The sequence below is a fragment of the Streptomyces sp. TP-A0874 genome, assembly GCF_001748085.1.
Classification (GTDB): domain Bacteria; phylum Actinomycetota; class Actinomycetes; order Streptomycetales; family Streptomycetaceae; genus Streptomyces.
On record NZ_BBZK01000003.1, the window covers coordinates 54177 to 77829 of the forward strand.

The 23653-nt window shown below is 73.0% G+C and carries 19 protein-coding genes; 12 read left to right on the plus strand and 7 right to left on the minus strand.

Annotated elements, in window-relative coordinates; genetic code table 11:
- The first annotated feature begins 254 nt into the window (after window positions 1–254).
- The 9 genes from BGP73_RS00205 (at window position 255) to BGP73_RS00245 (ending at window position 12413) form a co-directional block, all read left to right on the plus strand.
- The gene (locus BGP73_RS00205; protein WP_069811084.1) at window positions 255–833 is read left to right on the plus strand and encodes a YqgE/AlgH family protein; all 579 of its coding nucleotides are present in this window, start codon (window positions 255–257) and stop codon (window positions 831–833) included.
- A gap of 105 nt (window positions 834–938) precedes the next feature.
- Window positions 939–1232 (plus strand): DUF3039 domain-containing protein, encoded by a 294-nt coding sequence (locus BGP73_RS00210; protein ID WP_069811086.1) that lies wholly within the window; start codon window positions 939–941, stop codon window positions 1230–1232.
- 66 nt (window positions 1233–1298) lie between these two features.
- Window positions 1299–3017 carry a beta-N-acetylhexosaminidase gene (locus BGP73_RS00215; protein ID WP_069811087.1) on the plus strand — a complete coding sequence of 573 codons (1719 nt, stop codon included), beginning with the start codon at window positions 1299–1301 and terminating at the stop codon, window positions 3015–3017.
- A gap of 338 nt (window positions 3018–3355) precedes the next feature.
- On the plus strand, window positions 3356–4252 hold the full coding sequence (locus tag BGP73_RS00220; RefSeq protein WP_069811089.1) for an FAD binding domain-containing protein: 897 nt from the start codon (window positions 3356–3358) through the stop codon (window positions 4250–4252).
- Window positions 4249–6279: a 2Fe-2S iron-sulfur cluster-binding protein gene (locus BGP73_RS23720; protein ID WP_069811091.1), complete on the plus strand. Its 2031-nt coding sequence runs from the start codon at window positions 4249–4251 to the stop codon at window positions 6277–6279. Before BGP73_RS00220 ends, BGP73_RS23720 begins: the two co-directional genes overlap by 4 nt.
- A gap of 67 nt (window positions 6280–6346) precedes the next feature.
- The gene (locus BGP73_RS00230) at window positions 6347–8674 is read left to right on the plus strand and encodes a xanthine dehydrogenase family protein molybdopterin-binding subunit (protein ID WP_069811092.1); all 2328 of its coding nucleotides are present in this window, start codon (window positions 6347–6349) and stop codon (window positions 8672–8674) included.
- Window positions 8675–8790: 116 nt separating this feature from the next.
- Window positions 8791–10593 carry a DEAD/DEAH box helicase gene (locus tag BGP73_RS00235; protein WP_069811094.1) on the plus strand — a complete coding sequence of 601 codons (1803 nt, stop codon included), beginning with the start codon at window positions 8791–8793 and terminating at the stop codon, window positions 10591–10593.
- Between the two features lie 283 nt (window positions 10594–10876).
- On the plus strand, window positions 10877–11518 hold the full coding sequence (locus BGP73_RS00240) for an IclR family transcriptional regulator (RefSeq protein ID WP_069811096.1): 642 nt from the start codon (window positions 10877–10879) through the stop codon (window positions 11516–11518).
- Window positions 11519–11624: 106 nt separating this feature from the next.
- A complete protein-coding gene (locus tag BGP73_RS00245; protein ID WP_069811098.1) occupies window positions 11625–12413 on the plus strand; it encodes a S16 family serine protease in 789 nt (262 codons plus the stop codon).
- A gap of 36 nt (window positions 12414–12449) precedes the next feature.
- Here BGP73_RS00245 and BGP73_RS00250 read toward each other — a convergent pair whose 3' ends face one another.
- The 6 genes from BGP73_RS00250 to BGP73_RS00275 all read right to left on the minus strand — a co-directional run bounded on the left by BGP73_RS00250 (window position 12450) and on the right by BGP73_RS00275 (window position 17895).
- On the minus strand, window positions 12450–13490 hold the full coding sequence (locus tag BGP73_RS00250) for a questin oxidase family protein (RefSeq protein WP_069811100.1): 1041 nt from the start codon (window positions 13488–13490) through the stop codon (window positions 12450–12452).
- Window positions 13491–13627: 137 nt separating this feature from the next.
- Window positions 13628–14554, minus strand: a complete 927-nt coding sequence (locus BGP73_RS00255; RefSeq protein WP_069812014.1) for a glycine betaine ABC transporter substrate-binding protein — start codon at window positions 14552–14554, stop codon at window positions 13628–13630.
- Between the two features lie 74 nt (window positions 14555–14628).
- Window positions 14629–15447 carry an ABC transporter permease gene (locus tag BGP73_RS00260; protein ID WP_069811101.1) on the minus strand — a complete coding sequence of 273 codons (819 nt, stop codon included), beginning with the start codon at window positions 15445–15447 and terminating at the stop codon, window positions 14629–14631.
- Complete coding sequence (locus BGP73_RS00265) at window positions 15444–16736, minus strand: betaine/proline/choline family ABC transporter ATP-binding protein (RefSeq protein WP_069811103.1); 1293 nt, start codon at window positions 16734–16736, stop codon at window positions 15444–15446. The genes BGP73_RS00260 and BGP73_RS00265 overlap by 4 nt, the downstream gene beginning before the upstream one ends.
- The gene (locus BGP73_RS00270) at window positions 16729–17376 is read right to left on the minus strand and encodes an ABC transporter permease (protein WP_069811105.1); all 648 of its coding nucleotides are present in this window, start codon (window positions 17374–17376) and stop codon (window positions 16729–16731) included. The genes BGP73_RS00265 and BGP73_RS00270 overlap by 8 nt, the downstream gene beginning before the upstream one ends.
- A 30-nt stretch (window positions 17377–17406) precedes the next feature.
- The gene (locus tag BGP73_RS00275) at window positions 17407–17895 is read right to left on the minus strand and encodes an Lrp/AsnC family transcriptional regulator (RefSeq protein ID WP_069811107.1); all 489 of its coding nucleotides are present in this window, start codon (window positions 17893–17895) and stop codon (window positions 17407–17409) included.
- Window positions 17896–18019: 124 nt separating this feature from the next.
- Here BGP73_RS00275 and hppD point away from each other — a divergent pair, with 124 nt between their 5' ends.
- Window positions 18020–19162, plus strand: coding sequence for a 4-hydroxyphenylpyruvate dioxygenase (gene hppD / locus BGP73_RS00280; protein WP_069811109.1), 1143 nt, complete (start codon window positions 18020–18022; stop codon window positions 19160–19162).
- A 218-nt stretch (window positions 19163–19380) separates the two neighbouring features.
- Window positions 19381–20748 carry an FAD-binding oxidoreductase gene (locus tag BGP73_RS00285; RefSeq protein ID WP_069811111.1) on the plus strand — a complete coding sequence of 456 codons (1368 nt, stop codon included), beginning with the start codon at window positions 19381–19383 and terminating at the stop codon, window positions 20746–20748.
- 129 nt (window positions 20749–20877) lie between these two features.
- Here BGP73_RS00285 and BGP73_RS00290 read toward each other — a convergent pair whose 3' ends face one another.
- The gene (locus BGP73_RS00290) at window positions 20878–21354 is read right to left on the minus strand and encodes an SsgA family sporulation/cell division regulator (RefSeq protein WP_069811112.1); all 477 of its coding nucleotides are present in this window, start codon (window positions 21352–21354) and stop codon (window positions 20878–20880) included.
- Window positions 21355–21712: 358 nt separating this feature from the next.
- Here BGP73_RS00290 and BGP73_RS00300 point away from each other — a divergent pair, with 358 nt between their 5' ends.
- Complete coding sequence (locus BGP73_RS00300; RefSeq protein WP_069811116.1) at window positions 21713–23614, plus strand: RDD family protein; 1902 nt, start codon at window positions 21713–21715, stop codon at window positions 23612–23614.
- The last annotated feature ends 39 nt before the right edge of the window (window positions 23615–23653 follow it).

The window sequence follows — 23653 nt, forward strand, 5'->3', positions numbered from 1 at the left end:
GTAAGCGGCTGACGGGCGGCCGCTGTGAGCCCGTGTGGCCGCGGGGCCTCCGCTGTGACCTGCACCGCACCCGGATGGGAACACCTGTGCGGCGAGTGTCGCTCTCGGTGGCTGCCGGACAGCGGTGCGCTGCGAAGGCGTCCCGGGGGCGTATGGGGGGCGTGCGGCCGCCCGTGCCGTACGACCCGGGTTCCTTCGGCCACCTTCGCCCTTCGACTCCCCACGGAAGTAGAAGGTGCGGGATCATTGACAGCATGACGGAGGTGTCCTCGCTCACAGGGCGGCTGCTGGTCGCCACCCCGGTGCTTGCCGACCCCAATTTCGACCGCGCGGTCGTGCTGCTCCTCGACCACGACGAGCAGGGTTCGCTCGGCATCGTGCTGAACCGGCCGACGCCGGTCGGGGTCCAGGACATCCTCGGTTCCTGGGCGGAGTTGGCCGGCGATCCCGGGGTGGTCTTCCAAGGCGGCCCGGTCTCGCTGGACTCGGCGCTCGGGGTGGCGGTGGTGCCCGGGGAGTCGGACGCGCTGTCCAGTGGTGGCCCGCTCGGCTGGCGCCGGGTGCACGGGGCGATCGGCCTGGTGGACCTCGAAGCGCCACCGGAGCTGCTTGCCGCCGAACTCGGTTCGTTGCGGATCTTCGCGGGCTATGCCGGCTGGGGTCCCGGGCAGTTGGAGGACGAACTCGCCGAGGGGGCGTGGTACGTCGTCGACTCCGAGCCGGGCGATGTCTCCTCGCCGGATCCGGAGCGGCTGTGGCGGGCGGTCCTGCGCAGGCAGCGCAGCGAACTCGCGATGGTGGCCACCTATCCGGACGACCCGAGTCTGAACTGACCGCGCGCCGCGGCGGACCGCGGGCCGAAGCGGGCCGGATGCCCGGGGCGGTCGGTCGGGTGGGCGTACCGCCCTCCGCGCGGTGCCTGGGTACCCTTGGATCCTATGAGCACTCTTGAGCCCGAGCGCGGTACAGGGACCGGCACCCTCGTAGAGCCGACGCCGCAGGTTTCACACGGCGACGGTGACCACGAGCGCTTCGCGCACTACGTCCAGAAGGACAAGATCATGGCGAGCGCGCTCGAGGGCACGCCCGTCGTGGCGCTCTGCGGCAAGGTGTGGGTGCCCGGCCGCGACCCGAAGAAGTATCCGGTCTGCCCCATGTGCAAGGAGATCTACGAGTCGATGTCCGCGGGCGGCGACAAGGGCAAGGGCGGCGACGGCGGGGGCAAGAAGTAGCCCCTGAGGCCGGCGTGGCCCGGCCTTCCCCCTCTTCCGGCCCTGGCGGGTACGGGGTGGGGTGCCGTGGTCACTGACGGTCCGCGCGCTGCCGCCCTGCTGCCCGAACCGCTGCGGTCGGCCCCGGGGCCGGGCGGAGCGTTCCTCCTGGATGCCCGGACGGCGCTGGTCGCCGGGCCCGGCAGCGAGTCGGCGGCGCGCTGGCTGCGCGACACCCTCGGGGCGGCCACCGGGTTTCCGCTGCCGCCCGGGCCGGACCCGGGCGGCGGTCCGGGCGGCGCGATCGTCCTCGGGCTCCTCCCGGAACTCGCGGGGCAGCGGGGCCCGGGATCTCCGGAGGCGTACCGGATCACCGTCGACTCCCGGCGGATCGACATCCGGGGAGGCGGTGCGGCCGGGGTGTTCTGGGCCTGCCAGACCCTCCGCCAGTTGCTGGGCCCGGCCGCCTTCCGCCGGGCCCCGGTGGACCCGGCGGCGAGGTGGGAGGTGCCGGCCGTAAGCATCGAGGACGCGCCGCGGTTCCGCTGGCGCGGCATGATGCTGGACGTGGCCCGCCACTTCACGCCGAAGGACGGTGTGCTGCGCTGGCTCGACCTGCTCGCCGCCCACAAACTCAACGTCCTCCACCTGCACCTGACCGACGACCAGGGGTGGCGGCTGGAGATCCGGCGGCACCCCCGGCTCACCGAGGTCGCGGCCTGGCGCAGACGCACCAAGTACGGTCACCGCGCCTCCCCGCTGTGGGACGAGCGGCCGCACGGCGGCTACTACACGCAGGACGACGTCCGGGAGATCGTGGCCTACGCGGCGCAGCGGCACATCACCGTGATCCCGGAGATCGACATCCCCGGCCACTCGCAGGCGGCCATCGCCGCCTACCCCGAGTTGGGCAACGGCGACGCGGTGGACACCCGGGCCCTGGAGACCATGACCACCTGGGGCGTGAGCCCCAACGTGCTCTCCCCGGCCGACTCCACCCTCCGTTTCTACGAGGGGGTGCTGGAGGAGGTCCTCGACCTCTTCCCGTCCCCCTATGTCCACGTCGGCGGCGACGAGTGCCCCAAGGAGCAGTGGCGGCGGTCGCCCGCCGCGCAGGCCCGGATCGCCGAACTCGGTCTGGCGGGCGAGGAGGAGTTGCAGAGCTGGTTCGTCCGGCACTTCGCCCGCTGGCTCGGCGACCGGGGGAGGCGCCTCGTCGGGTGGGACGAGATCCTGGAGGGCGGCGGGCTCGGCGGCCGTGGACCGACGGAGGGCGGCCGGCCCGGGCCGGTGGTCGCCTCCTGGCGTGGTTACGCCGGCGGGATCGCGGCCGCCCGGGCCGGACATGACGTCGTGATGTGCCCCGAGGAGCACGTCTACCTCGACCACCGGCAGGCGCCCGGAGACGACGAGCCGATGCCGATCGGCTATGTCCGCACCCTGGAGGACGTCTACCGGTTCGAGCCGGTGCCCGCGGAGTTGACACCGGATCAGGCGGAACGGGTGCTCGGCGCGCAGGCCAACGTCTGGACGGAGGTGACGGAGACCCGGCAGCGGGTCGACTACCAGGTCTTCCCCCGGCTCGCCGCTTTCGCGGAGGTCGCCTGGTCCGCCCTGCCTCCCTCCGCGGAGCGGGACTTCACGGCCTTCGAGGCGCGGATGACCGGCCACTACGCCCGCCTCGACGCCCTGGGCGTCGACTACCGTCCGCCAGACGGGCCCCGGCCCTGGCAGCGCCGCCCGCTGCCCGACGGGGTCAGCGGCACTCTCGGACGCCCGATCGACGGACCGCCCCCGGCCGGCTGAGGCGCGCCGACCGGCCGGCGACCGGGCGGTGTCGGGAGACGTCGCCGGCCGCCGATGCCGCCGGCGACCGTGCCCGCTGCCGATGGGGACGCGGCCGGAGAGCCGTCGAACACACGGCGGCGCAACGCGTACAGCTCAGTCGAACAGCGCCAATCCACCGGTACGGGTGACAGCCCCGGAAACCGTAGGTTCGGGAAGTAACCGCCCTTCGGGCATCCTCGCTTCGAGCAGCCGCGAAGATGTGCCAGAGTTGCCACGTCCGGGTCGTGAACGCGTACCGTACGGCGGAACAGCCGGAACGCGCGGAACAGGCGGGACACCGGGAAGGGGCAGCTGGGTTGACCACGCACGCACCGCAGGCGGCGAAGACGGTGACGCTGCCGACCTCGCTGGACGAGGCAGTGGCGGCGCTGGCCGCGATGCCCACCGCCGTGCCCGTCGCAGGCGGCACCGACCTGATGACCGCCGTCAACTCCGGCCAGTTGCGGCCCGCCGCCCTGGTGGGCCTGGGCCGGATCAGCGAGATCCGCGGCTGGCAGTACCAGGACGGCAACGCCCTGCTCGGCGCCGGGCTCACGCACGCCCGGATCGGCCGCCCCGACTTCGGGGCGCTCATCCCCGCCCTCGCCGCCGCGGCGCGCGCCGCCGGGCCACCGCAGATCCGCAACGCCGCGACCCTCGGCGGCAACATCGTCTCGGCGGCGCCCACCGGTGACACCCTCCCGGTACTCGCCGCACTGGAGGCCACGCTGGTCATCGCCGCCCCGGGCGGCGAGCGCCGGGAGATCCCGGTCAGCCATCTGCTCGCCGGTGTCGACATGCTGCGCCCCAGCGAGGTGGTCGGCTACGTCCGGGTGCCGCTGCTGCACGCCCCGCAGACCTTCCTCAAAGCCACCGGCCGCACCGGGCCCGGGCGGGCCGCCGCCTCCGTGGCGGTCGTCCTCGACCCGGCCCGGCGGCAGGTGCGCTGTGCCGTCGGCGCGGTGGCCCCGATGCCGCTGCGGCCCCTGGAGGCCGAGCGCTGGGTGGCCGGTCTCATCGACTGGGAGAGCGGCCGGGCGATCGCGGCCGAGGCCTGCGAGGCCTTCGGTGAGTACGTCGCGGCGGCCTGCATCCCGGACCCGCCGCCGACCGGGGAGGGCGCCGAAGCTCCCCGGTTGTCGCCCGCGGTCCTGCACCTCCGGCGTACCGTGGCCATCCTGGCCCGCCGAGCACTGGGGAGGGCGCTCGCATGACATCCGGCAACCAGGACCGTCCCCGACCGACGGGTTGGGAACCCACCTCGCAGAGCGGGGAGCACGACGCGGACGCGACCGGCTTCCTCCAACTCCCGGAGCACCTGCTCGACCCGTCCGCGGTGCCGCCGGGCGTCGACCCGCTGGCGGCCCCCGGTCACGGCTACGTGCCGCCCCCCATCTCGACGGCCACCACCGACCCCGGGGCACCGGGCGGTTGGGCCGTGCCACCGACCGGTTCGGCCCAGGGGCAGATCCCGGCGCAGAACCAGCCGCACGACGGGCAGCATGTGCCCGGCCCGCGGGGACCGCTCTCCATGGACGGTCCGGAGCGGCCCGCCCAGCGGTGGCCCGAGCCGGAGCCGGCGGCCGGGGACTCCGGGGAGCGGCCGCTCCCCGGCGACCCGGGCACGCAGGGGCCGAGCACCGGGGGTTGGCCCGGCCAGCCCGAGGCGGGACCGAACGACCGGCCCGGCCGCTGGGAGAACCCGGCGGAGGGTGAGGGGCGGTCGCCGGGTTCCGGCGCGCCCTCCCCGACCGGCGGCGGAGCGGACCCGACCGGCTCCGGCCGCTGGGACGCCCCCAACGCACCCGCCGCCGGCGGACAGTGGGGCGGTCTGCCCACCGACGGCGGCTGGACGTACCCGGCCGAGCGGATGCCGGCGGGGGAGGGCCGGATGCCCGAAGGCGCCTGGGCCGACCCGGTCGTGGGCGGTCCCTGGACGAGCCCCGCCGATGGTGCCAACGGCACCCACGAGACCCCGCACGCCGCCCACCCCGGCAGCGGGGCGTGGCCCGCCCCCGACGCGCAGGTCGCCGGTGCCGGCTTCGACCGGGAGGCATGGCCGCCGGCCGGAGGAGCGGAGGCCGTCGGCGAACCCGGCATTGGCGCCCAGCGGCCCGAATCGCACCTGCCCGAACCACACCTGCCCGAACCACACCTGTCTGAGGCCCGGTTGGCCGGCCCGCACCCCACGGACACCGACTCCGAGGCGCGGCTCGCGGAAACAGGCCCCCAGGAGCACCCCGAACCCGGCCGTCCGGAGGCGACGGGCACGGCGTGGCAGGGCGGTCCGGCCGACGGCGCCGCCGTGTTCACCGCACCCGTCGAACACCCCCCGTACGGCGAACACCCCGGGCCCGGCGAAGACGCTTTGACTGCCGAGCACCCCGAGTCTGCCGAGCAGGAGGGGCCAACCGGGCAGCAGGCACCTGTCGAGCACCCGGGACTGTTCGAGAACGGCACCGCAGCCGAAGGCATGCCGACCACCGCCCCGGGCGGCGAGGCGCCGGTCGATGCCCAGGCGGAGAGCGGTGAGCCGGAAGGGCTCCGGGATCCGGCAGCCGACGGGCAGTCGGCCGCCTCGGACGACGGCGAGCGGGCCGGTACCGGCGACGGCCGCGAGGAGACCGCGGCCGGAGGGGTCAGCGAGCACCCGCAGGCCTCCTACGTCCTGAACGTCAACGGCGTCGACCGGCCCGTCACGGACGCCTGGCTCGGCGAGTCACTCCTCTACGTACTGCGCGAGCGCCTCGGCCTGGCCGGCGCCAAGGACGGCTGCTCTCAGGGGGAGTGCGGCGCCTGCTCGGTGCAGGTCGACGGCCGGCTCGTCGCCTCCTGCCTCGTGCCGGCGGCCACCACCGCCGGCTCCGAGGTGCGCACGGTCGAGGGCCTGGCCCACGACGGCGTCCCGTCCGACGTGCAGTCGGCACTGGTCGAGGCCGGGGCCGTGCAGTGCGGTTTCTGCGTGCCGGGCATCGCCATGACCGTGCACGACCTGCTCGAAGGCAACCCGTCCCCGAGCGACCTGGAGACCCGGCAGGCGATCTGCGGCAATCTCTGCCGCTGCTCCGGCTACCGGGGCGTCCTGGAAGCCGTCCGACAGGTGGTCAGGGCACGGGCGGACTCCACGCAGCCGGGCAACCCCGCCGAAGCGGCCGAACCCCGCCCGGACGGGACCCGGATCCCGCAGCAGCCAGGGTCGCCCGGCCCCGGCGACGCGCCTCCCCCGGGAGGGCACCTCTGATGTACCAGATCGGAAGCCGGTCCCCGGGTGCCGGGCCGGCACACAGCGGTAGCGGAAGGGAAGCCAGATGAGCGGTCCCGGCGCGGCCACCGCCGCCACCCCCGCCGGGGGCGGCGGCAGCGGTCCCGGCAGCACGGAACAGCCCGCGCAGGGGCTGGGAGCCCCGCTCGCCCCGGCCGACGCCCTCCCCAAGACCGCCGGCACCTTCCCCTACGCGGCCGACCTGTGGGCCGAGGGCCTGCTGTGGGCCGCGGTCCTCCGCTCGCCGCACCCGCACGCCAGGATCCTCTCCGTCGACACCGGCGGCGCCACCGAGATGCCGGGCGTCCACGCCGTGGTGACCGCCGAGGACGTGCCGGGCGACTCGAACCAGGGCCGTCGGGTGGCGGACCGGCCGGTCTTCGCCAAGGACCTGGTACGGCACCACGGCGAGCCGATCGCCGCCGTGGCCGCCGACCACCCCGACACCGCCCGGCTCGCCGCGGCGGCGATCGCGGTCGAGTACGAGGTCCTCGAGCCGGTCACCGACCCGGAGCAGGCGTTCGAAGCCGAGCCGCTGCACCCGGACGGCAACCTCATCCGCCACATCCCCCTGCGGTTCGGCGACCCGGAGGCCACCGGCGAGGTGGTGGTCGACGGCCTGTACCGGATCGGCCGCCAGGACCCCGCCCCGATCGGCGCCGAGGCCGGGCTCGCGGTGCCGCGCCCAGACGGCGGGGTGGAGATCTACACCGCCTCCACCGACCCGCACGCCGACCGCGACCTCGCCGCCGCCTGCTTCGGCCTGGAATCGGAGCGGGTGAAGGTGGTGGTGACCGGAGTGCCGGGCGCCATGGGCGACCGGGAGGACCCGGGCGTGCAGTTGGCCCTCGGACTGCTGGCGCTGCGCACCGGCTGCCCGGTGAAGCTGGCCGCCACCCGGGAGGAGTCCTTCCTCGCGCACCCGCACCGCCACCCCACGCTGCTGCGCTACCGCCACCACGCCGACGCGGAGGGGCGGCTGGTGAAGGTGGAGGCGCAGATCCTGCTGGACGCGGGCGCCTACGCCGACTCCTCCAGCGAATCGCTCGCCGCCGCCGTGGCCTTCGCCGCCGGACCGTACGTGGTGCCGCACACCTTCGTCGAGGGGTGGGCGGTGCGCACCAACAACCCGCCCTCCGGACACGTCCGGGGCGAGGGCGCGATGCAGGTGTGCGCGGCCTACGAGGGCCAGATGGACAAGCTCGCCGCGAAACTCGGCATCGACCCGGTCGAGTTGCGGATGCGGAACGTGATGGCGACCGGCGACCTGCTGCCCACGGGGCAGACCGTGACCTGTCCGGCTCCGGTCGCCGAACTCCTCCAGGCCGTACGGGACGCCGACCTGCCGCCGCTGCCCAAGGACACGCCGAGGCAGGACTGGTTGCTGCCCGGCGGCCCCGAGGGCGCCGGCGAGCCGGGCGCGGTGCGCCGCGGGGTCGGCTACGCGCTCGGCATGGTGCACATGCTGGGGGCGGAGGGCGCCGACGAGGTGTCGACCGCCACCGTCCGGGTCAACGCCGGCACGGCGACCGTCATCTGCGCCGCGGTCGAGACCGGCCAGGGCTTCGCCACCCTCGCCCGGCAGATCGTCCAGGAGACGCTGGGCATCGAGGAGGTGCACGTCGCCTCGGTCGACTCCGACCAGCCGCCGGCCGGGCCGGCCGCACACAGCCGGCACACCTGGGTGTCAGGTGGCGCGGTGGAGCGTGCGGCCAAGATGGTCCGCACCCAGCTCCTCCAACCGCTGGCGCACAAGTTCGGGATGTCGCCCGAGCTGCTGACCATCGCCGACGGCAAGATCACCTCCTATGACGGGGTGTTGAGCACCACGGTCGAGGAGACCCTGGACGGACGGGAGCTGTGGGCCACCGCCCAGTGCCGCCCGCACCCCACGGAGCCGCTGGACGAGACGGGGCAGGGCGACGCCTTCGTCGGACTGGCCTTCGCCGCCGTCCGGGCCGTGGTCGACGTGGACATCGAGTTGGGATCGGTGCGGGTGGTCGAGATGGCGGTGGCACAGGACGTCGGCCGGGTGCTCAACCCACGCCAACTCGCCACCCGGATCGAGGCCGGGGTGACCCAGGGGGTCGGCGCGGCGCTCACCGAGCACCTCCGCACCTCCCGCGGTGTGGTCCGCCAACCGGACCTCACCGGCTACGCGCTGCCGACCGCGCTGGACGCGCCCGAAGTCCGCATCGTCAAGCTGGTCGAGGAACGGGACGTGGTCGCGCCCTTCGGGGCGAAGGCGGCGAGCGCGGTACCGGTGGTCACCTCGCCGGCCGCGGTGGCCGCGGCGGTCCGGGCGGCCACCGGGCGCCCGGTGAACCGGTTGCCGATCCGTCCGCAGGCAGCCGTGGTGCCGCCGGCGCAGTGACCGGGGGAGCCCGGCGGGGCGGGGCCGGGCGCCGGCTCACCCCGCCACCCCGCCCGGGAGGCCCCGGATAGGGTGGCCGGGCTGACGTACAACACCGAGAGCACCAACCGGAGACCGTGTCTACCACCGCCGCGTCCTCGTCACACCACCTGTCGCCCGCCTTCCCGGGCCGCGCCCCCTGGGGCACCGCGAACAAGCTGCGCGCCTGGCAGCAGGCGGCGATGGACACCTACATCCAGAGCCAGCCCCGGGACTTCCTGGCGGTGGCGACACCCGGGGCCGGAAAGACGACCTTCGCGTTGACGCTGGCCTCCTGGCTGCTACACCACCACGTCGTCCAGCAGGTCACGGTGGTGGCGCCGACCGAGCATCTGAAGAAGCAGTGGGCGGAAGCGGCGGCCCGGATAGGCATCAAGCTCGACCCCGAGTACTCGGCCGGTCCGCTGGGCCGGGAGTACCACGGGGTGGCCGTCACCTACGCGGGCGTCGGGGTGCGTCCGATGCTCCACCGCAACCGCTGCGAGCAGCGCAAGACCCTGGTCATCCTCGACGAGATCCACCACGCCGGCGACTCCAAGTCCTGGGGCGAGGCCTGCTCGGAGGCGTTCGACCCGGCCACCCGGCGGCTGGCGCTGACCGGTACGCCGTTCCGCTCGGACACCAACCCGATCCCCTTCGTGGCCTATGAGGAGGGCAACGACGGAATCCGCCGCTCCAGTGCCGACTACACCTACGGCTACGGCAGCGCGCTCGCCGACGGAGTCGTCCGGCCGGTCATCTTCCTCTCCTACAGCGGGAACATGCGCTGGCGGACCAAGGCCGGGGACGAGGTCGCCGCGCGACTCGGTGAGCCGATGACCAAGGACGCCGTGTCCCAGGCCTGGCGGACCGCGCTGGACCCGCACGGCGACTGGATGCCCAACGTGCTGCGCGCCGCCGACCAGCGCCTCAGCGAGGTCCGCAAGGGCATCCCGGACGCCGGCGGACTGGTGATCGCCAGCGACCAGGACTCGGCCCGGGCGTACGCCAAGCTGATCAGGGACATCACCGGTACCGCCGCCACCCTGGTGCTCTCCGACGACACCGGCGCCTCCGCGCGGATCGACGAGTTCAGCGGTTCCAAGGATCCGGCCGACCGCTGGATGGTGGCCGTCCGGATGGTCTCCGAGGGGGTGGACGTACCGCGCCTCGCGGTCGGCGTGTACGCCACCACCATCTCCACGCCGCTCTTCTTCGCCCAGGCCGTCGGCCGCTTCGTCCGCTCCCGCCGGCGTGGCGAGACCGCCTCCGTCTTCCTGCCCACCATCCCGGACCTGCTCGGCTTCGCGGGCGAGATGGAGGTCGAACGGGACCACGTGCTCGACCGGCCGAGGAAGGATTCGGAGGAGGACCCCTACGCCGAGGAGGAAAAGCTGCTGCGGGAGGCGGAACAGCAGCAGGACGAGGACACCGGTGAGCAGGACATGCTCCCCTTCGAGGCGCTGGAGTCCGACGCCGTCTTCGACCGGGTCCTCTACGACGGCGCCGAGTTCGGCATGCAGGCCCACCCCGGCAGCGAGGAGGAGCAGGACTACCTCGGCATCCCCGGGCTGCTCGAGCCGGAGCAGGTGCAGCTGCTGCTCCGCAAGCGGCAGGCCCGGCAGATCGCCCACAGCCGGAAGAAGCCCGACGAGGAGGCCGACCTGCTGGAACTGCCGGCCGAGCGGCGGCCGGTGGTCTCCCACAAGGAGCTGATGGAGCTGCGCAAGCGGTTGAACACGCTGGTCGGCGCGTACGTCCACCAGAGCGGCAAACCGCACGGGGTGGTCCACACCGAGCTGCGCAGGGTGTGCGGTGGACCACCCAGCGCGGAGGCGACGGCCGGGCAGCTGAACGCACGGATCCAGAAAGTCCAGGAGTGGGCGACCCGGATGCGTTGACCAGGCCGTCGACCAGCGCGTCGATCGGTGACCGACCGACTGCTACACGCCACGGACGTCGGCGCGAAACGGACAAACCCGTATGGGTGTGCCCGGATTCTGGACGGGCTCTTCCGCTGAGCGGGGCAGGTCAGTAGCGTTCCGGTCACTCAGACCTCGTGGCGGTCCGCCGCGGCGGCGGAAACCCACGCCAGGAGCCCGCCGACCGTTCCACGCGCTGTCGCAGGGTCGGCGAGGCGCGCCGCCATGAGAAGCCGCCGCACTCACCCGAGGGAGGGGCGTCGTGACCGCGGAGACGTCTCAAACGCTCGACCGGGGCCTGCGCGTCCTCAAGCTGCTGGCCGACACCGACCACGGGCTCACGGTGACCGAGCTCTCCAACAAGCTCGGCGTCAACAGAACCGTGGTCTACCGGCTGCTGGCCACCCTCGAGCAGCACGCCCTGGTGCGCCGGGACCTCGGCGGCCGGGCGCGGGTCGGGCTCGGCGTTCTGCGCCTGGGCCGGCAGGTCCACCCGCTGGTGCGGGAGGCGGCGCTCCCCGCCCTCAGATCGCTGGCCGAGGACATCGGCGCGACCGCCCACCTGACCCTGGTCGACGGGACGGACGCGCTGGCCGTCGCGGTGGTCGAACCGACCTGGACGGACTACCACGTCGCCTACCGGGCTGGTTTCCGGCACCCGCTCGACAAGGGGGCCGCGGGGCGCGCGATACTCGCCGCCCGGAAGTCACCGGGCGGCGACCCCGGCTTCGTACTGACCCACGGAGAGCTGGAGGCGGGCGCCAGCGGGGCCGCGGCCCCGCTCAGGGGGGTCACCGGGCTGGAGGGCAGCGTCGGCGTGGTGATGCTGACCGAATCGGTGCCCGAGCGGGTCGGCCCCCGGGTGGTGGAAGCGGCCCGCGAGGTCTCCGACGCGCTGTGCTGACCCGTTCCCCACGGAGGCTGTGCTGACCCGCTCGGCCGGTCCGGCGGAGCCCCGGACCGGCCACCGCCGTGGGGAGGGCGGGTGGCGCGTCGACTAGATTCCTGCCATGCGCGCCGTCTCCCTCCGCACCACGCTCCTCGCCTGCTGCACCGCCCCGGTGGTCGCCCTCGTCGCCGTGGCCGCCCTCGCCCCGCTCCCGTTCGCCATCACCGAGCCGGGGATGACCGCCGACGTCCTCGGCGACTACCGGGGCGAAGAGGTGATCACCGTCTCCGGTACCGAGACCAGGAAGACCTCCGGGGAACTGCGGATGACCACCATCGCCGCCACCGCCCCCGAGACGGACGTGGGCGTGACCGACGTCGTCGACGCCTGGTTCGACGAGGAGCGGGCCGTGCTGCCGCACGACGCCGTCTACCCCGCCGGCAAGACGCCGGAGCAGGTCGAGAAGCACAACGCCGCGGAGATGCGGGAGTCGCAGCACACGGCCACGGCGGCCGCGTTGCGGCTGCTGCACCGGTCCCCCGGCTCGGTGCGGGTGAAGCTGAGCCTGGCGCAGGTGGGCGGGCCGAGCGCCGGGCTGATGTTCGCGCTGGGCATCGTCGACAAGCTCGACGGGGACGGGCGCGGCGGCGATCTGACCGGCGGACGCACCATCGCGGGCACCGGAACCATCACCGAGCACGGCGCGGTCGGCGCGGTCGGCGGGGTGCCGCTGAAGACCCGGGCCGCCGTCCGCGACGGGGCCACCGTCTTCCTGGTGCCGAAACAGGAGTGCGCCGAGGCCCAGGCGAGCCTTCCGCACGGCCTCCGGCTGATCCCGGTCAGCACGCTGAAGGGCGCGGTGTCCGCGCTGAAGGCGCTGGACTCCGGGGGCCGGGTCCCCTCCTGCTGAGCACGCCGGCCGACCGCCCGACCGCCCTGACAGGCTTCAGAAGGCCGGCTCGCTGAGCTCGACGGCGCGCAGCGCGGCGGCGAGGGCCTGGTCGTCCCCGACGTCCAGGGCGGTGTCGGCCAACTTGATGACGTGTTCGTCACCGTGTTCCAGCGCCCGCTCCAGCACCTCCTCGGCCGTGGGCCGGCCGACCGGTGCGTACGGCACCCCCTCCGGGGGCGAGTACATCGCCGTCACCGCCGCGGAAGCCGTCCAGGCCGCGTGCAGGCTCGGCACCCACAGATCCCGCGGCAGCGCGGGCAGCACCCGCAGCACGGCGTTCGGGGCCGTCGCGGAGTGCACCAGCATCGTCTCCTCCCCGTGCCCGTGGGTGAGGTAGCGGTGGGTGGCGGCGCGCACCAACTCGGCCAGCCGGCGCTGAGCCTCCTCCGCGTCGGTCACCCGCGCCGACCAGACGGGCAGCCGGTCGACCAGCGCCAGACGGGCCGGGAAGCCGTCCGGTGACGGGGCCCGCGTGAGCAGGGGGACGGCGTCCAGCGCCTCGGCGGCGCTCGCCGCCCCCGGCTGCTCCCGGAGGCCCGGGACCGGACGGTGGCGGGCCGCCCAGTAGCCGAGTCCGTGGGCGAGTTCGCCGAGTTGCGGAAGGTCCTCGGGGCGCCCGGTCGGCCCGCTCCGGGAGAGCGCCCGCACCGCGTGCCCGACCCGGATCACCGGATGGGTGGACCCTCCGTAGATCCCGGGGAGCAGCCGCGGCCACCACCGGGCCAGGACCTGCCGCCAGGGGGACTCGGAGAGCAGCCGGGTGAAGTAGGCGATCCAGTCGCCGGCCCGCCGCAGATCACCCAGCGCCCGCGGCCAGTCGGCGTCGGTGACGGGCTCCACCGGGGCCGGGAAGTCCTCGAGTTTGCTCTGGTAGTAGTCCAGCCAGCGGTGCACGGCGGCCGAGTGGCCCCGGGAGACCAGCGCCTCGACCACCATGGGGGCGTGGTTGGTGAGCCGCCCCAGCCGCTCGGGGCCGGAGGCGTGGAGCCGCTCCAGCGCCTCCTCGAGTACCCCGCTCTGATCCTTCGCGTCCATGCGCCCAGGCTAGGGCCGCTGTTCCGGGGTGCCCTCGGTCCGCGGTAGGGAGCCGAGGCGGCCTGGGGACCTACGACCGGGCGCACGGGGGCGAGCGGGCCCGGGCCGAGGAAGGCTGGGCGGCCCGGGTGCGGTGCTCAGTCCTCCTTGATGAAGCCTTCCTCCACCATCCAGTCCTTGGCCACCTCGTGCGGGTCCTGCCCCTCCACGTCGACCTTGGCGTTGAGCCGCTGGGCCAGCCCCGTGGTCAGCTTCTCGGTGATCGGCGCCAGCACCTGCCTGATCTGCGGGTACTTCTCCAGCGTCTTGGCGTTGATCATCGGGGAGGCGTTGTAGTTGGGGAAGAACTTCCGGTCGTCCTCCAGCACCTTGAGCTTCAGCTCCGGAATGCGCCCGTCGGTGGTGAAGACCTCGCCGAGGGTGCAGGCCCGGCCGCGGGAGACCTGGGTGTAGACGATGCCGCTGTCCATCTTCTTGAGGTTCCGCGAGGGGAACTTGAAGCCGTACTTCTTCTCCAGCCCGGGCAGACCGTCGTCCCGCACCGCGAACTCGCTCTCGACACAGAGGGTGGCCGCCTTCGGGTTCTCCTTCAGCAGCCGACCGACGTCGGAGACGGTCTTCAGGCCGTACTTCTCGGCGTACTTCGGATTGACCGCCAGGGCGTAGGTGTTGTCCAGCTTGGACGGCGGGAGCCAGTCGACGCCGTTCTTCCGGTCGGCGTCGCGCACCGCCTCCCACTGCTTGCGGGGATCGGCGATGGGCTTGCTCCTCCCCAGGTAGGTGATCCAGCCGGTCCCGGTGTACTCGTAACCGCCGTCCGCGGCACCGGTCCTGACCGCCTCCCGGGAGCCGATCGACCCCTGGATGTTCGTCCGGTCCAGTACCTCGGCGCCCGCGGCCTTGAAGGCCAGCCCCATGATCTGCCCGAGGATGATCTGCTCGGTGAACTGCTTGGAGGTGACGGTCAGCTTGGCGCCCTTCAGCGGTTGCCCCCTCCCGACCGTCCCGGGCTGCACGGCGTCCACCATCGGGCTTCCGCTGGTCAGGCCGCAGCCGGCCAACATCGAGCCGCAGACGGCCAGTGCGGCCAGGGCGGTGCCCGGACGGGCCAGCCGCCTGCGGTAGGTGCCGGGTATGTTCACTTCTCCTCCAGGCCCCGGGGCCGCAGGAGGACTTCGGCGAGCGAGGCCAGCCAGTCCACCGTCAGCGCCAGCGCCACGGTCAGTACGGACCCCACCACCAGCACCGGCATCCGCTGCAGCGTGATGCCGGCGGCGATCAGGTCGCCGAGCCCGCCGCCGCCGCCGAAGGTGGCCAGGGTGGCGGTGCCCACGTTGAGCACCAGCGCGGTGCGGATGCCGGCGAGGATCAGCGGTACGGCGAGCGGGAGTTCGACGCGGGTCAGCACCCGGGTCGGCGACATGCCGATACCCCGAGCCGCGTCCACCAGCGTCGGGTCGATGGCCCGCAGCCCCGCGATGGTGTTGCTCAGGACGGGCAGCACCGCGTAGCTGATGATGCCGATCAGCGCGGCCTTCTCACCGATGCCGAGCCAGATGACCAGCAGGGCCAGCAGGCCCAGCGCCGGAGTGGCCTGGCCGATGTTGGCGAACGCCACCACCACCGGGGCGGCCCGCCGCAGCAGGCCCCTGGTCAGTGCGATCCCCAGCGGGATGGCGATGATCAGAACGAAGAAGGTCGAGATCGCCGTGAGTTCGATGTGCTGCCACAGCGCGGTGGTGATCGCCCCTTCGCCGAGCGCGTTCTCGGCGATCGAGTCCAACTCCGTCGAGTGCAGCCAGAGGAAGGTGATGGCGAGCATCGCGGAGAGCACGGCGGGGACGGTCAGCACGTTCCGGGCGTGGAGTCGGCGGGGGAGCCCCGCGCCGTCCTGCTCCGCCCGGAAGTCGGCCGCGGCCTCGTCGTCTTCGCGGTCGATGTCGATGGCGGTGCTCATGACGGGTCCCCGACCACTCCCAGCTTCGGCGTCCCGCTGCCGTCCGAGGAGGCCGGCCCCTGCTCCGCGGAGGCGTGGGCCAGCTCCTGCTCGTGCTCGTGTTCCAGAGCGGCCAGCCGGTCGGCCTGGAGCAGCTCGTGCACGGAGTTCATCAGCGTCTCCATGTCGACGACGCCGACGAACTCACCGCGCCGCCCGGTGACCGCGACCCGGCCGCCGCTGTCGGTCAGTACGGCCTCCAGGGCGTCGCGCAGCGTCGCGTTCCGGGTGACGTAGTCCCCGACCGGGGTGCCGGCCCGGGCCAGCGAGCCCTTGGCACGCATCAGGTCGCCGCGGCGCAGCCACTTGTAGGGACGACCGCGCTTGTCCAGCAGCAGCAGTTCGTTGGTCGGCCCGGCCTTCAGCCGGTTGAATATGGTCTGCAGCGGGTCCTCGATCGTGACGGTCGGGAAGTCGGCGATCTCGACGTCCCGCACCCGGGTGAGGTTGAGCCGCTTGAGCGCGGCGCCCGCGCCGACGAATCCGGAGACGAAGTCGTCGGCCGGGTTGGTCAGGATCGCCTCGGGGGTGTCGAACTGGGCGATGTGCGACTGCTCGCGCAGCACCGCGATCCGGTCGCCCAGCTTGATGGCCTCGTCGAAGTCGTGGGTGACGAAGACGATGGTCTTGTGGAGTTCGTGCTGGAGCCGGATCAGTTCGTCCTGGAGGTGGTCGCGGGTGATCGGGTCGACCGCGCCGAACGGCTCGTCCATCAGCAGCACCGGCGGGTCGGCGGCGAGCGCCCGGGCCACCCCGACCCGCTGCTGCTGGCCACCGGAGAGCTGCCGCGGGTAGCGGCCGTGGAACTCGCGCGGGTCGAGCCCCACCAGGTCGAGCATCTCCTCGACCCGGGCGCGGACCTTCGCCTTGGGCCAGCCGATCATCTTGGGCACCAGCGCGATGTTGTCCGCCACCGTCATGTGGGGGAACAGCCCGGAGGACTGGATGGCGTAGCCGATCTTCCGGCGCAGCTGCACCGGGTCCATGTCGGTGACGTCCTCGCCGTCGATCCGGATCCGGCCGGAGGAGGGCTCGATCAGCCGGTTGATCATGCGCAGGGTGGTGCTCTTGCCGCAGCCGGAGGGGCCCACCAGGACCACCACCTCGCCGGCGTTGATGTCCATGGTGACGCTGTCCACCGCGGGCAGGGCGTTCCCGGGGTAACGCTTGCTGAGGTTGTCCAACTGGATGGTGGCCCCGGTGACGGCTGGCCCCGAGGAGGACTGGGATGGCGACTCGGGATCAGGCACGGATTCCCCTTGAGATGGTCAGACGCCCGATGAGGACGTAGGCGGCGTCGAACAGCAGGGCCAGGATGACGATTCCGAGTGTGCCGGAGAGCACCTCGTTCAGCGCGTTGGAGCTGCCGAGGCTGGAGATGCCGCGGAAGATCTGGTTGCCGAGCCCCGGTCCGGAGGCGAAGGCCGCGATGGCGGCGATGCCCATGAGCATCTGGGTGGACACCCGGATGCCGGTGAGAATGGGAGGCCAGGCCAGCGGCAGCTCGACCCGGAGGAGCCGGGAGAACCGCGACATGCCGATGCCGCTGGCCGCGTCGGTCAGCGTCGGGTCCACCCCGCGCAGCCCGACGATCGCGTTCCGGGTGATGGGCAGCAGCCCGTAGAGCACCAGCGCGATGACCGTGGGCGCGACGCCGAGGCCGACGATCGGGATCAACAGCCCGATCATGGCGAGGGAGGGGATGGTCAAAATCGCCGACGTGGTGGTGGTCGCGAGGTTGCCGGCCCACTCCTTTCGGTAGGTCAGCACGGCGATGAGGACGCCCAGCAGCGTGGCGAGCACCATGCACTGGAAGACGGCGCTCGCGTGCTGGAAGGCGTCCGCCAGTAGTTGCTGGTGGCGATGGCCGAGATACTCCCAGAAGCTCACGAGGGCGTCTCCTTGCCAGTTCCGATCACCTCAAACATTGAACTTTCGAGAGCGGTCCTCGGCGGCCTGCCGCACCAGCGGGATGATCCGCAGGGGGACGGGGTTCTCCATCACGATCGCCGTCGAGGCCCGCACGATCCCATCAAAACCCACAACCCGGTCGATCACCCGTTGAAGGTCGGCGTTCGAGCGGGCCACCAGCCGGCAGAGCATGTCGCCGTGCCCGGTCGTGGTGTGCAGTTCCAGGACCTCGGGCACACCGGCGAGGTGGGTGCGGACATCGGCCCCTTGGCCCTGTTTGATCTCCAGGGTGGCGAAGGCGGTGACCGGGTAGCCCAGCGCCGCCGGGTCCACGTCCGGGCCGAAGCCGCGGATCACCCCGTTGGCGCGCAACCGGTCGAGTCGGGCCTGCGCGGTGCCGCGTGCCACCCCCAGCCGCCGCGAGGCCTCCAACACCCCTATCCGCGGCTCCTCGGCGAGCAGCTCCAGCAGTCTGCCGTCCAGTTCGTCGATCCCCATGCCCCGCTCCTTCCGGTGGTCAGCCTGTACAGAACGTCCTCTGTTTTCCCGTCTCCGCCGTACGTGTTGTACAGCAAAGTTCACAACTATTGCGCACCTTGTGGAACGGCGAGACCCTTCCGACATGACTGAGACCCTCGATCAGACCCCGGGCAGCGCACCGCAGGCAGACCCCTTCCCGGTGAAGGGGATGGACGCGGTCGTCTTCGCCGTCGGCAACGCCAAGCAGGCCGCCCACTACTACTCCACCGCCTTCGGTATGAAGCGGGTCGCCTACTCCGGTCCGGAGAACGGCAGCCGGGAGACCGCCAGCTACGTGCTGGAGTCCGGCGGCGCCCGCTTCGTCTTCACCTCCGTCATCAAGCCGGCCACCGACCACGGACGGTTCCTCGCCGACCACGTCGCCGAGCACGGCGACGGGGTCGTGGACCTCGCGATCGAGGTGCCGGACGCCCGTGCCGCCTACGCCTACGCCGTCGCGCAGGGCGCCACCGGGCTGGAGGAGCCGTACGAGCTGAAGGACGAGCACGGCACCGTCGTCCTGGCAGCCATCGCCACTTACGGCAAGACCCGGCACACCCTGGTCGAGCGCGGCGGCTACACCGGCCCCTACCTGCCGGGGTTCGTCGCCGCCGAACCGATCGTCGAGCCCGGCAAGCGCTTCTTCCAGGCCATCGACCACTGCGTGGGCAACGTCGAGCTGGGCCGGATGAACGAGTGGGTCGGCTTCTACAACAAGGTCATGGGCTTCACCAACATGAAGGAGTTCGTCGGTGACGACATCGCCACCGAGTACTCCGCGCTCATGTCGAAGGTGGTCGCGGACGGCACCCTGAAGGTGAAGTTCCCGATCAACGAGCCCGCCGTCGCGAAGAAGAAGTCGCAGATCGACGAGTACCTCGAGTTCTACGGCGGCGCGGGCGTCCAGCACATCGCGCTCGCCACCAACGACATCGTCGCCTCGGTGCGGGCCATGCGCGCCGCCGGGGTGCAGTTCCTGGACACCCCCGACTCGTACTACGACACCCTTGGCGAGTGGGCGGGTGAGACCCGGGTGCCGGTCGAGACGCTGCGGGAGCTGAAGATCCTCGTCGACCGGGACGAGGACGGCTACCTGCTGCAGATCTTCACCAAGCCGGTCCAGGACCGCCCGACGGTCTTCTTCGAGATGATCGAGCGGCACGGCTCCATGGGCTTCGGCAAGGGGAACTTCAAGGCCCTCTTCGAGGCGATCGAGCGGGAGCAGGAAAAGCGCGGCAACCTCTGACCGCGTCGCGCACCGAGTCGTGAGCGTGGACGGCACGGGATGAACGGCGAGCCCCGGGCTCGGTGGCGGCGGCCACCGGGCCCGGGGCCCTCCCGTTCCGGCGCCCGCCGCGCCGGACGGTGGTGACCGGACCTGCCCCGCCCGTGGCTGCTCAGTGGCGGGTCCCGGTGCTGAAGAGCCCTTCCTCGGGGGGGCCGTCGGATGCCAGGCTAGGCCCCATGGAGCAGCTGATCGAACTTCTGCGCGGCGGACTTCCTGCCGAGGCCGTCATCACCGATCCCGACGTCACCGCCGGTTACGCCCACGACATGGCCAGCTTCTGCGAAGCCGGCACCCCCGCCGTCGTCGTGCTGCCGCGCACGGTCGAACAGGTGCAACACGTCATGCGGACCGCCACCGAGCTGCGGGTGCCGGTGGTCCCCCAGGGCGCCCGCTCCGGCCTGTCCGGAGCCGCCAACGCCTCGGACGGCTGCATCGTCCTCTCCCTGGTCAAGATGGACGCCATCCTGGAGATCAACCCGGTCGACCGGATCGCGGTCGTCGAACCGGGCGTGGTCAACGCGGTGCTCTCCCGAGCGGTCGCCGAACACGGCCTGTACTACCCGCCGGACCCCTCCAGCTGGGAGCAGTGCACCATCGGCGGCAACATCGGAACCGCCTCCGGCGGCCTGTGCTGCGTCAAGTACGGCGTCACCGCCGAGTACGTGCTCGGTCTCGACGTGGTCCTCGCCGACGGCCGGCTGCTCTCCACCGGACGCTCCACGGCCAAGGGCGTCGCGGGCTACGACCTCACCCGGCTCTTCGTGGGGGCGGAGGGCAGCCTGGGCATCGTGGTGCGGGCGGTACTCGCGCTCAAGCCGCAGCCTCCCCAGCAGCTCGCACTCGCCGCGGAGTTCCCCAGCGTCGCCTCGGCGGGGACGGCGGTGAAGGAGATCATGGCCGGCGGCCACGTCCCCTCGCTGCTGGAACTGATGGACCGCACCACCCTGCGCGCGGTCAACGAGATGGCGCAGATGGGGCTCCCGGAGAGCACCGAGGCGCTGCTCCTGGCGGCCTTCGACACCCCGGACCCGGCCGCCGACCTGGCGGCCGTGGGTGAGCTGTGCAAAGCGGCCGGGGCCACGGAGGTCGTCCCCGCCGAGGACTTCGCGGAGTCCGAGCTGCTGCTCCAGGCGCGGCGGCTCGCGCTGCCCGCGCTGGAGGTCCTCAAGTCGGCGACCATGATCGACGACGTCTGCGTCCCCCGGTCCCAACTGGCCGCGCTGCTCGAGGGCACCGCGGCCATCGCGGAGAAGCACGACCTGACCATCGGGGTCTGCGCACATGCCGGAGACGGCAACACCCACCCGGTGGTCTGCTTCGACCCGGGCGACCAGGACGAGGCCGCCCGGGCCCGGGCCTCCTTCGACGAGATCATGGCGCTCGGCCTGGAACTCGGCGGCACCATCACCGGTGAACACGGGGTCGGGCTGCTCAAGAAGGAGTGGCTGGCACGCGAGTTGGGGCCGGTCAGCCTGGAACTCCAGCGCGGCATCAAGCGGACCTTCGACCCGCTCGGCCTGCTCAACCCGGGCAAACTCTTCTGACGGCGCGGTCCCGGCTGCTGCGTGTGCGGGACCGGCGCCCGGCGGGAGCGGGGTACCGGTACGGCCGGCCGGTGCCGCGCCCCGCCGGCACCGGTCGGCCGTCCCCTTCCGGGCGGTGTTCGACCCGCCTCACGCGGCTCCGTCCGGCGGCCCGTCCACCGGACGGGACTCGCCCGGCCGCCCCTCGTCGTACGGTGCCACCGCCGTCAGCTCCAGCAGCGCCCCCTCCACGTCCACCCGCTCGTGCTCCGAACCGGGAGGGCAGATCCGCAGGGTGCGCTCCAACCACGCCGACACCGGCGCCGCGGCCGCTTCCAGCAACGCCTCGCCGTTCGGCGAGCTGAGCGCTATGCAGACGGTTCCGCGGCCCTGGGAGCGCCGCGGCCAGACCCGGACATCACCTTGTCCACACGGCCGGAAAACCCCTTCCACCAGCAGGTCCCGCGCGAAGGTCCAGTTGACGGCCGCGTCGGAGTCGATGTGGAAGCTGATGTGCACGGCGTAAGGGTCCTCGGCACGGTAGGTCAGCCGGGCCGGTACCGGGATGCTCCGCTCCGGAGAGAGCACCAGAGCGATCTCCAGTTCTCGTTCCACCACAGTGTGCATGGGTGATGTCCCTTCTCCCTGCGGGCGGCTGTCCGGCCCGCACACATGGAGAGCCCCTTCCGGGCCGGTCATTACGCGACTTCCGGGAACTCCTCACCCGCGGCGTCCATCGTCGGCCTCCGCCCGGCCCCAAAGCCCCGCATCCCGTGGTCCCCGAGCGGGAAGGCTGTCCTCCTACCGGTCTGCTTCCGCTCCGGACCGCGTTCTTCGTTAATGTCCTCCTTGACAGGCGGAGACACGTACCCGACCGCCCGGGTGCGCACGACTCCCGACCGGTGGACGTGCGGGGCTGGGGCGCGACCGGACCCGGACACTCGGAACAGATCAAGCATGGTGCTCACGATGGGAGTTGGGGGCCTTGGTTTCCTCCGGCAACGGTGAAGAAGCAGCCCGCGCGGGGTACTACCCCGACCCCTCCATTCCCGGCTACATCCGGTACTGGGACGGCGATGCCTGGGTACCGGGCACCAGCCGGCCCGCCCCGCGCCCGGGAGAGGAGATGCCCTCTCCCCCGGCCGGCTACCCGCTCCCGGAGCCCGATCCCGCACCCACCGACGAGACCGGGCCGGTCTTCCTCGACGAGGACCCGGCCATAGAGGGCACCGGTGACGGCGGCGGTCGCGCGCTGCCGGAGCTCCGGCAGCGGGGAGAGGTCGACCTGCGGCAGCTCGGCACCCCGGATCCGCAGCCGGAGCCGCAGAGCATGGCCTGGGACGACCCGCAGCGACTGCACGGCTCACGCCCCGAACCGGCGGCCGCCTGGGGCGCGGACGTCTCCCGCCAGGCGGGCTTCGGTGACGGTCCGGGCCGCGGTGTCCCCGGGGCAGCGGGCGACTCCTCCGCCCCGGTGCCTGATCCACGGCTCCCCGGGGCCCGAGCGGGCGCGGTGGAGAGCGGCTCCGGAGGCGCCGGGCAGGACAAGCAGACGGTGACGTTCCGCCGGGACGAGCAGAGCGGGCGGACCCCTGCGACGCCCACCGGGGACCCGGGGGGCACCACGCCGGCCGGGGGCACCGGCCCCGAGGCGACCGACGGCACCATGACCATCCGTGCGGCGGGTCGGCCGGGTGAGGGTGAGCGCCCGGAGGCGGCCGACGGCACGATGATGATCCGTGCGGCGGGTCGTCCGGAAGGCGGTGAGGGGCCAGGGGCCACCGACGGCACGATGATGATCCGTGCGGCGGGTCGGCCGGAAGGCGGTGAGGGGCCAGGGGCCACCGACGGCACGTTGACGATCCGTGCGGCGGGTCGGCCGGAAGGCGGTGCCGGCCCCGGGGCGGCCGACGGCACCATGGCGATCCGGGCGCTCCGCCCGGGGGAGGCGGCCGCAGGCGCCGGCTCCGGCGCCGCGGAGCGCCGAGGCGACGGTGAACCGCCGGCTCTTCCGCCGGCAGGACCGGACCCCCGGGGGCCGGTGGGCGCAGACCCCGGCACGATGGCGATCCGAAGCCTCGGACCGGCGCGAGGCGACGCGCCCGGCCGGGGAGGCCCGGCCCCGCTGCCCCCGCGCGAGGACCTTCCGGTGCGGCCGGCTCAGCCGACTCCGCCGGCCATCCCCGACCCCCGCCAGGCGCACGGGGTCCCGGGGCCTGCTGCGGTGTCGGCACCGGGGCAGGGAGCGGCGGGAGCCGCCCCACCGAGCCCCCAGCCCTCCTGGGCCCAGCAGGTGCAGCAACTGGCGCAGCCGGAGGGGCCGGCCGACGCGCCGGCCGGAGTCCACACCGGCTGGCGGCCGCCGGTCAGCGACCCCTTCCTCCAGGCCGCGCAGGACCAGGCGGCCGCCCGGCCCGCGTCCCTCGGCAAACGCCTCGTCGCCCGCGTCATCGACGCGCTGCTCCTCGGCCTGCTGCTGGCGGCGGCCGCCGTACCGCTGGGCACGCGGGCCGTCGGTCACGTCGACGACAAGATCGAAGCGGCCAAGCTGAGCGGCGAGACGGTGACCGTGTGGCTCGTCGACGGAACCACCGGGGCCTACCTCGGGATCCTCGTCGGCGTGCTGCTGCTCCTCGGGGTGGTCTACGAAGTGCTTCCCACCGCCAGGTGGGGCCGTACGCTCGGCAAGCGGCTCTGCGGCCTCCGGGTGCTGGACATCGAGTCGCACAGCACCCCCACCTTCGGGCAGGCGCTCCGCCGCTGGCTGGTCTACAGCGTTCTCGGTCTGCTGGCGGTGGGCGTGGTCAACGTGGTGTGGTGCCTCTTCGACCGGCCTTGGCGGCAGTGCTGGCACGACAAGGCGGCCCACACCTTCGTCGGCAGCTGAGGGTCCTCCCGCCGGCGTCCCGGAGTCCCCGCCCGGACG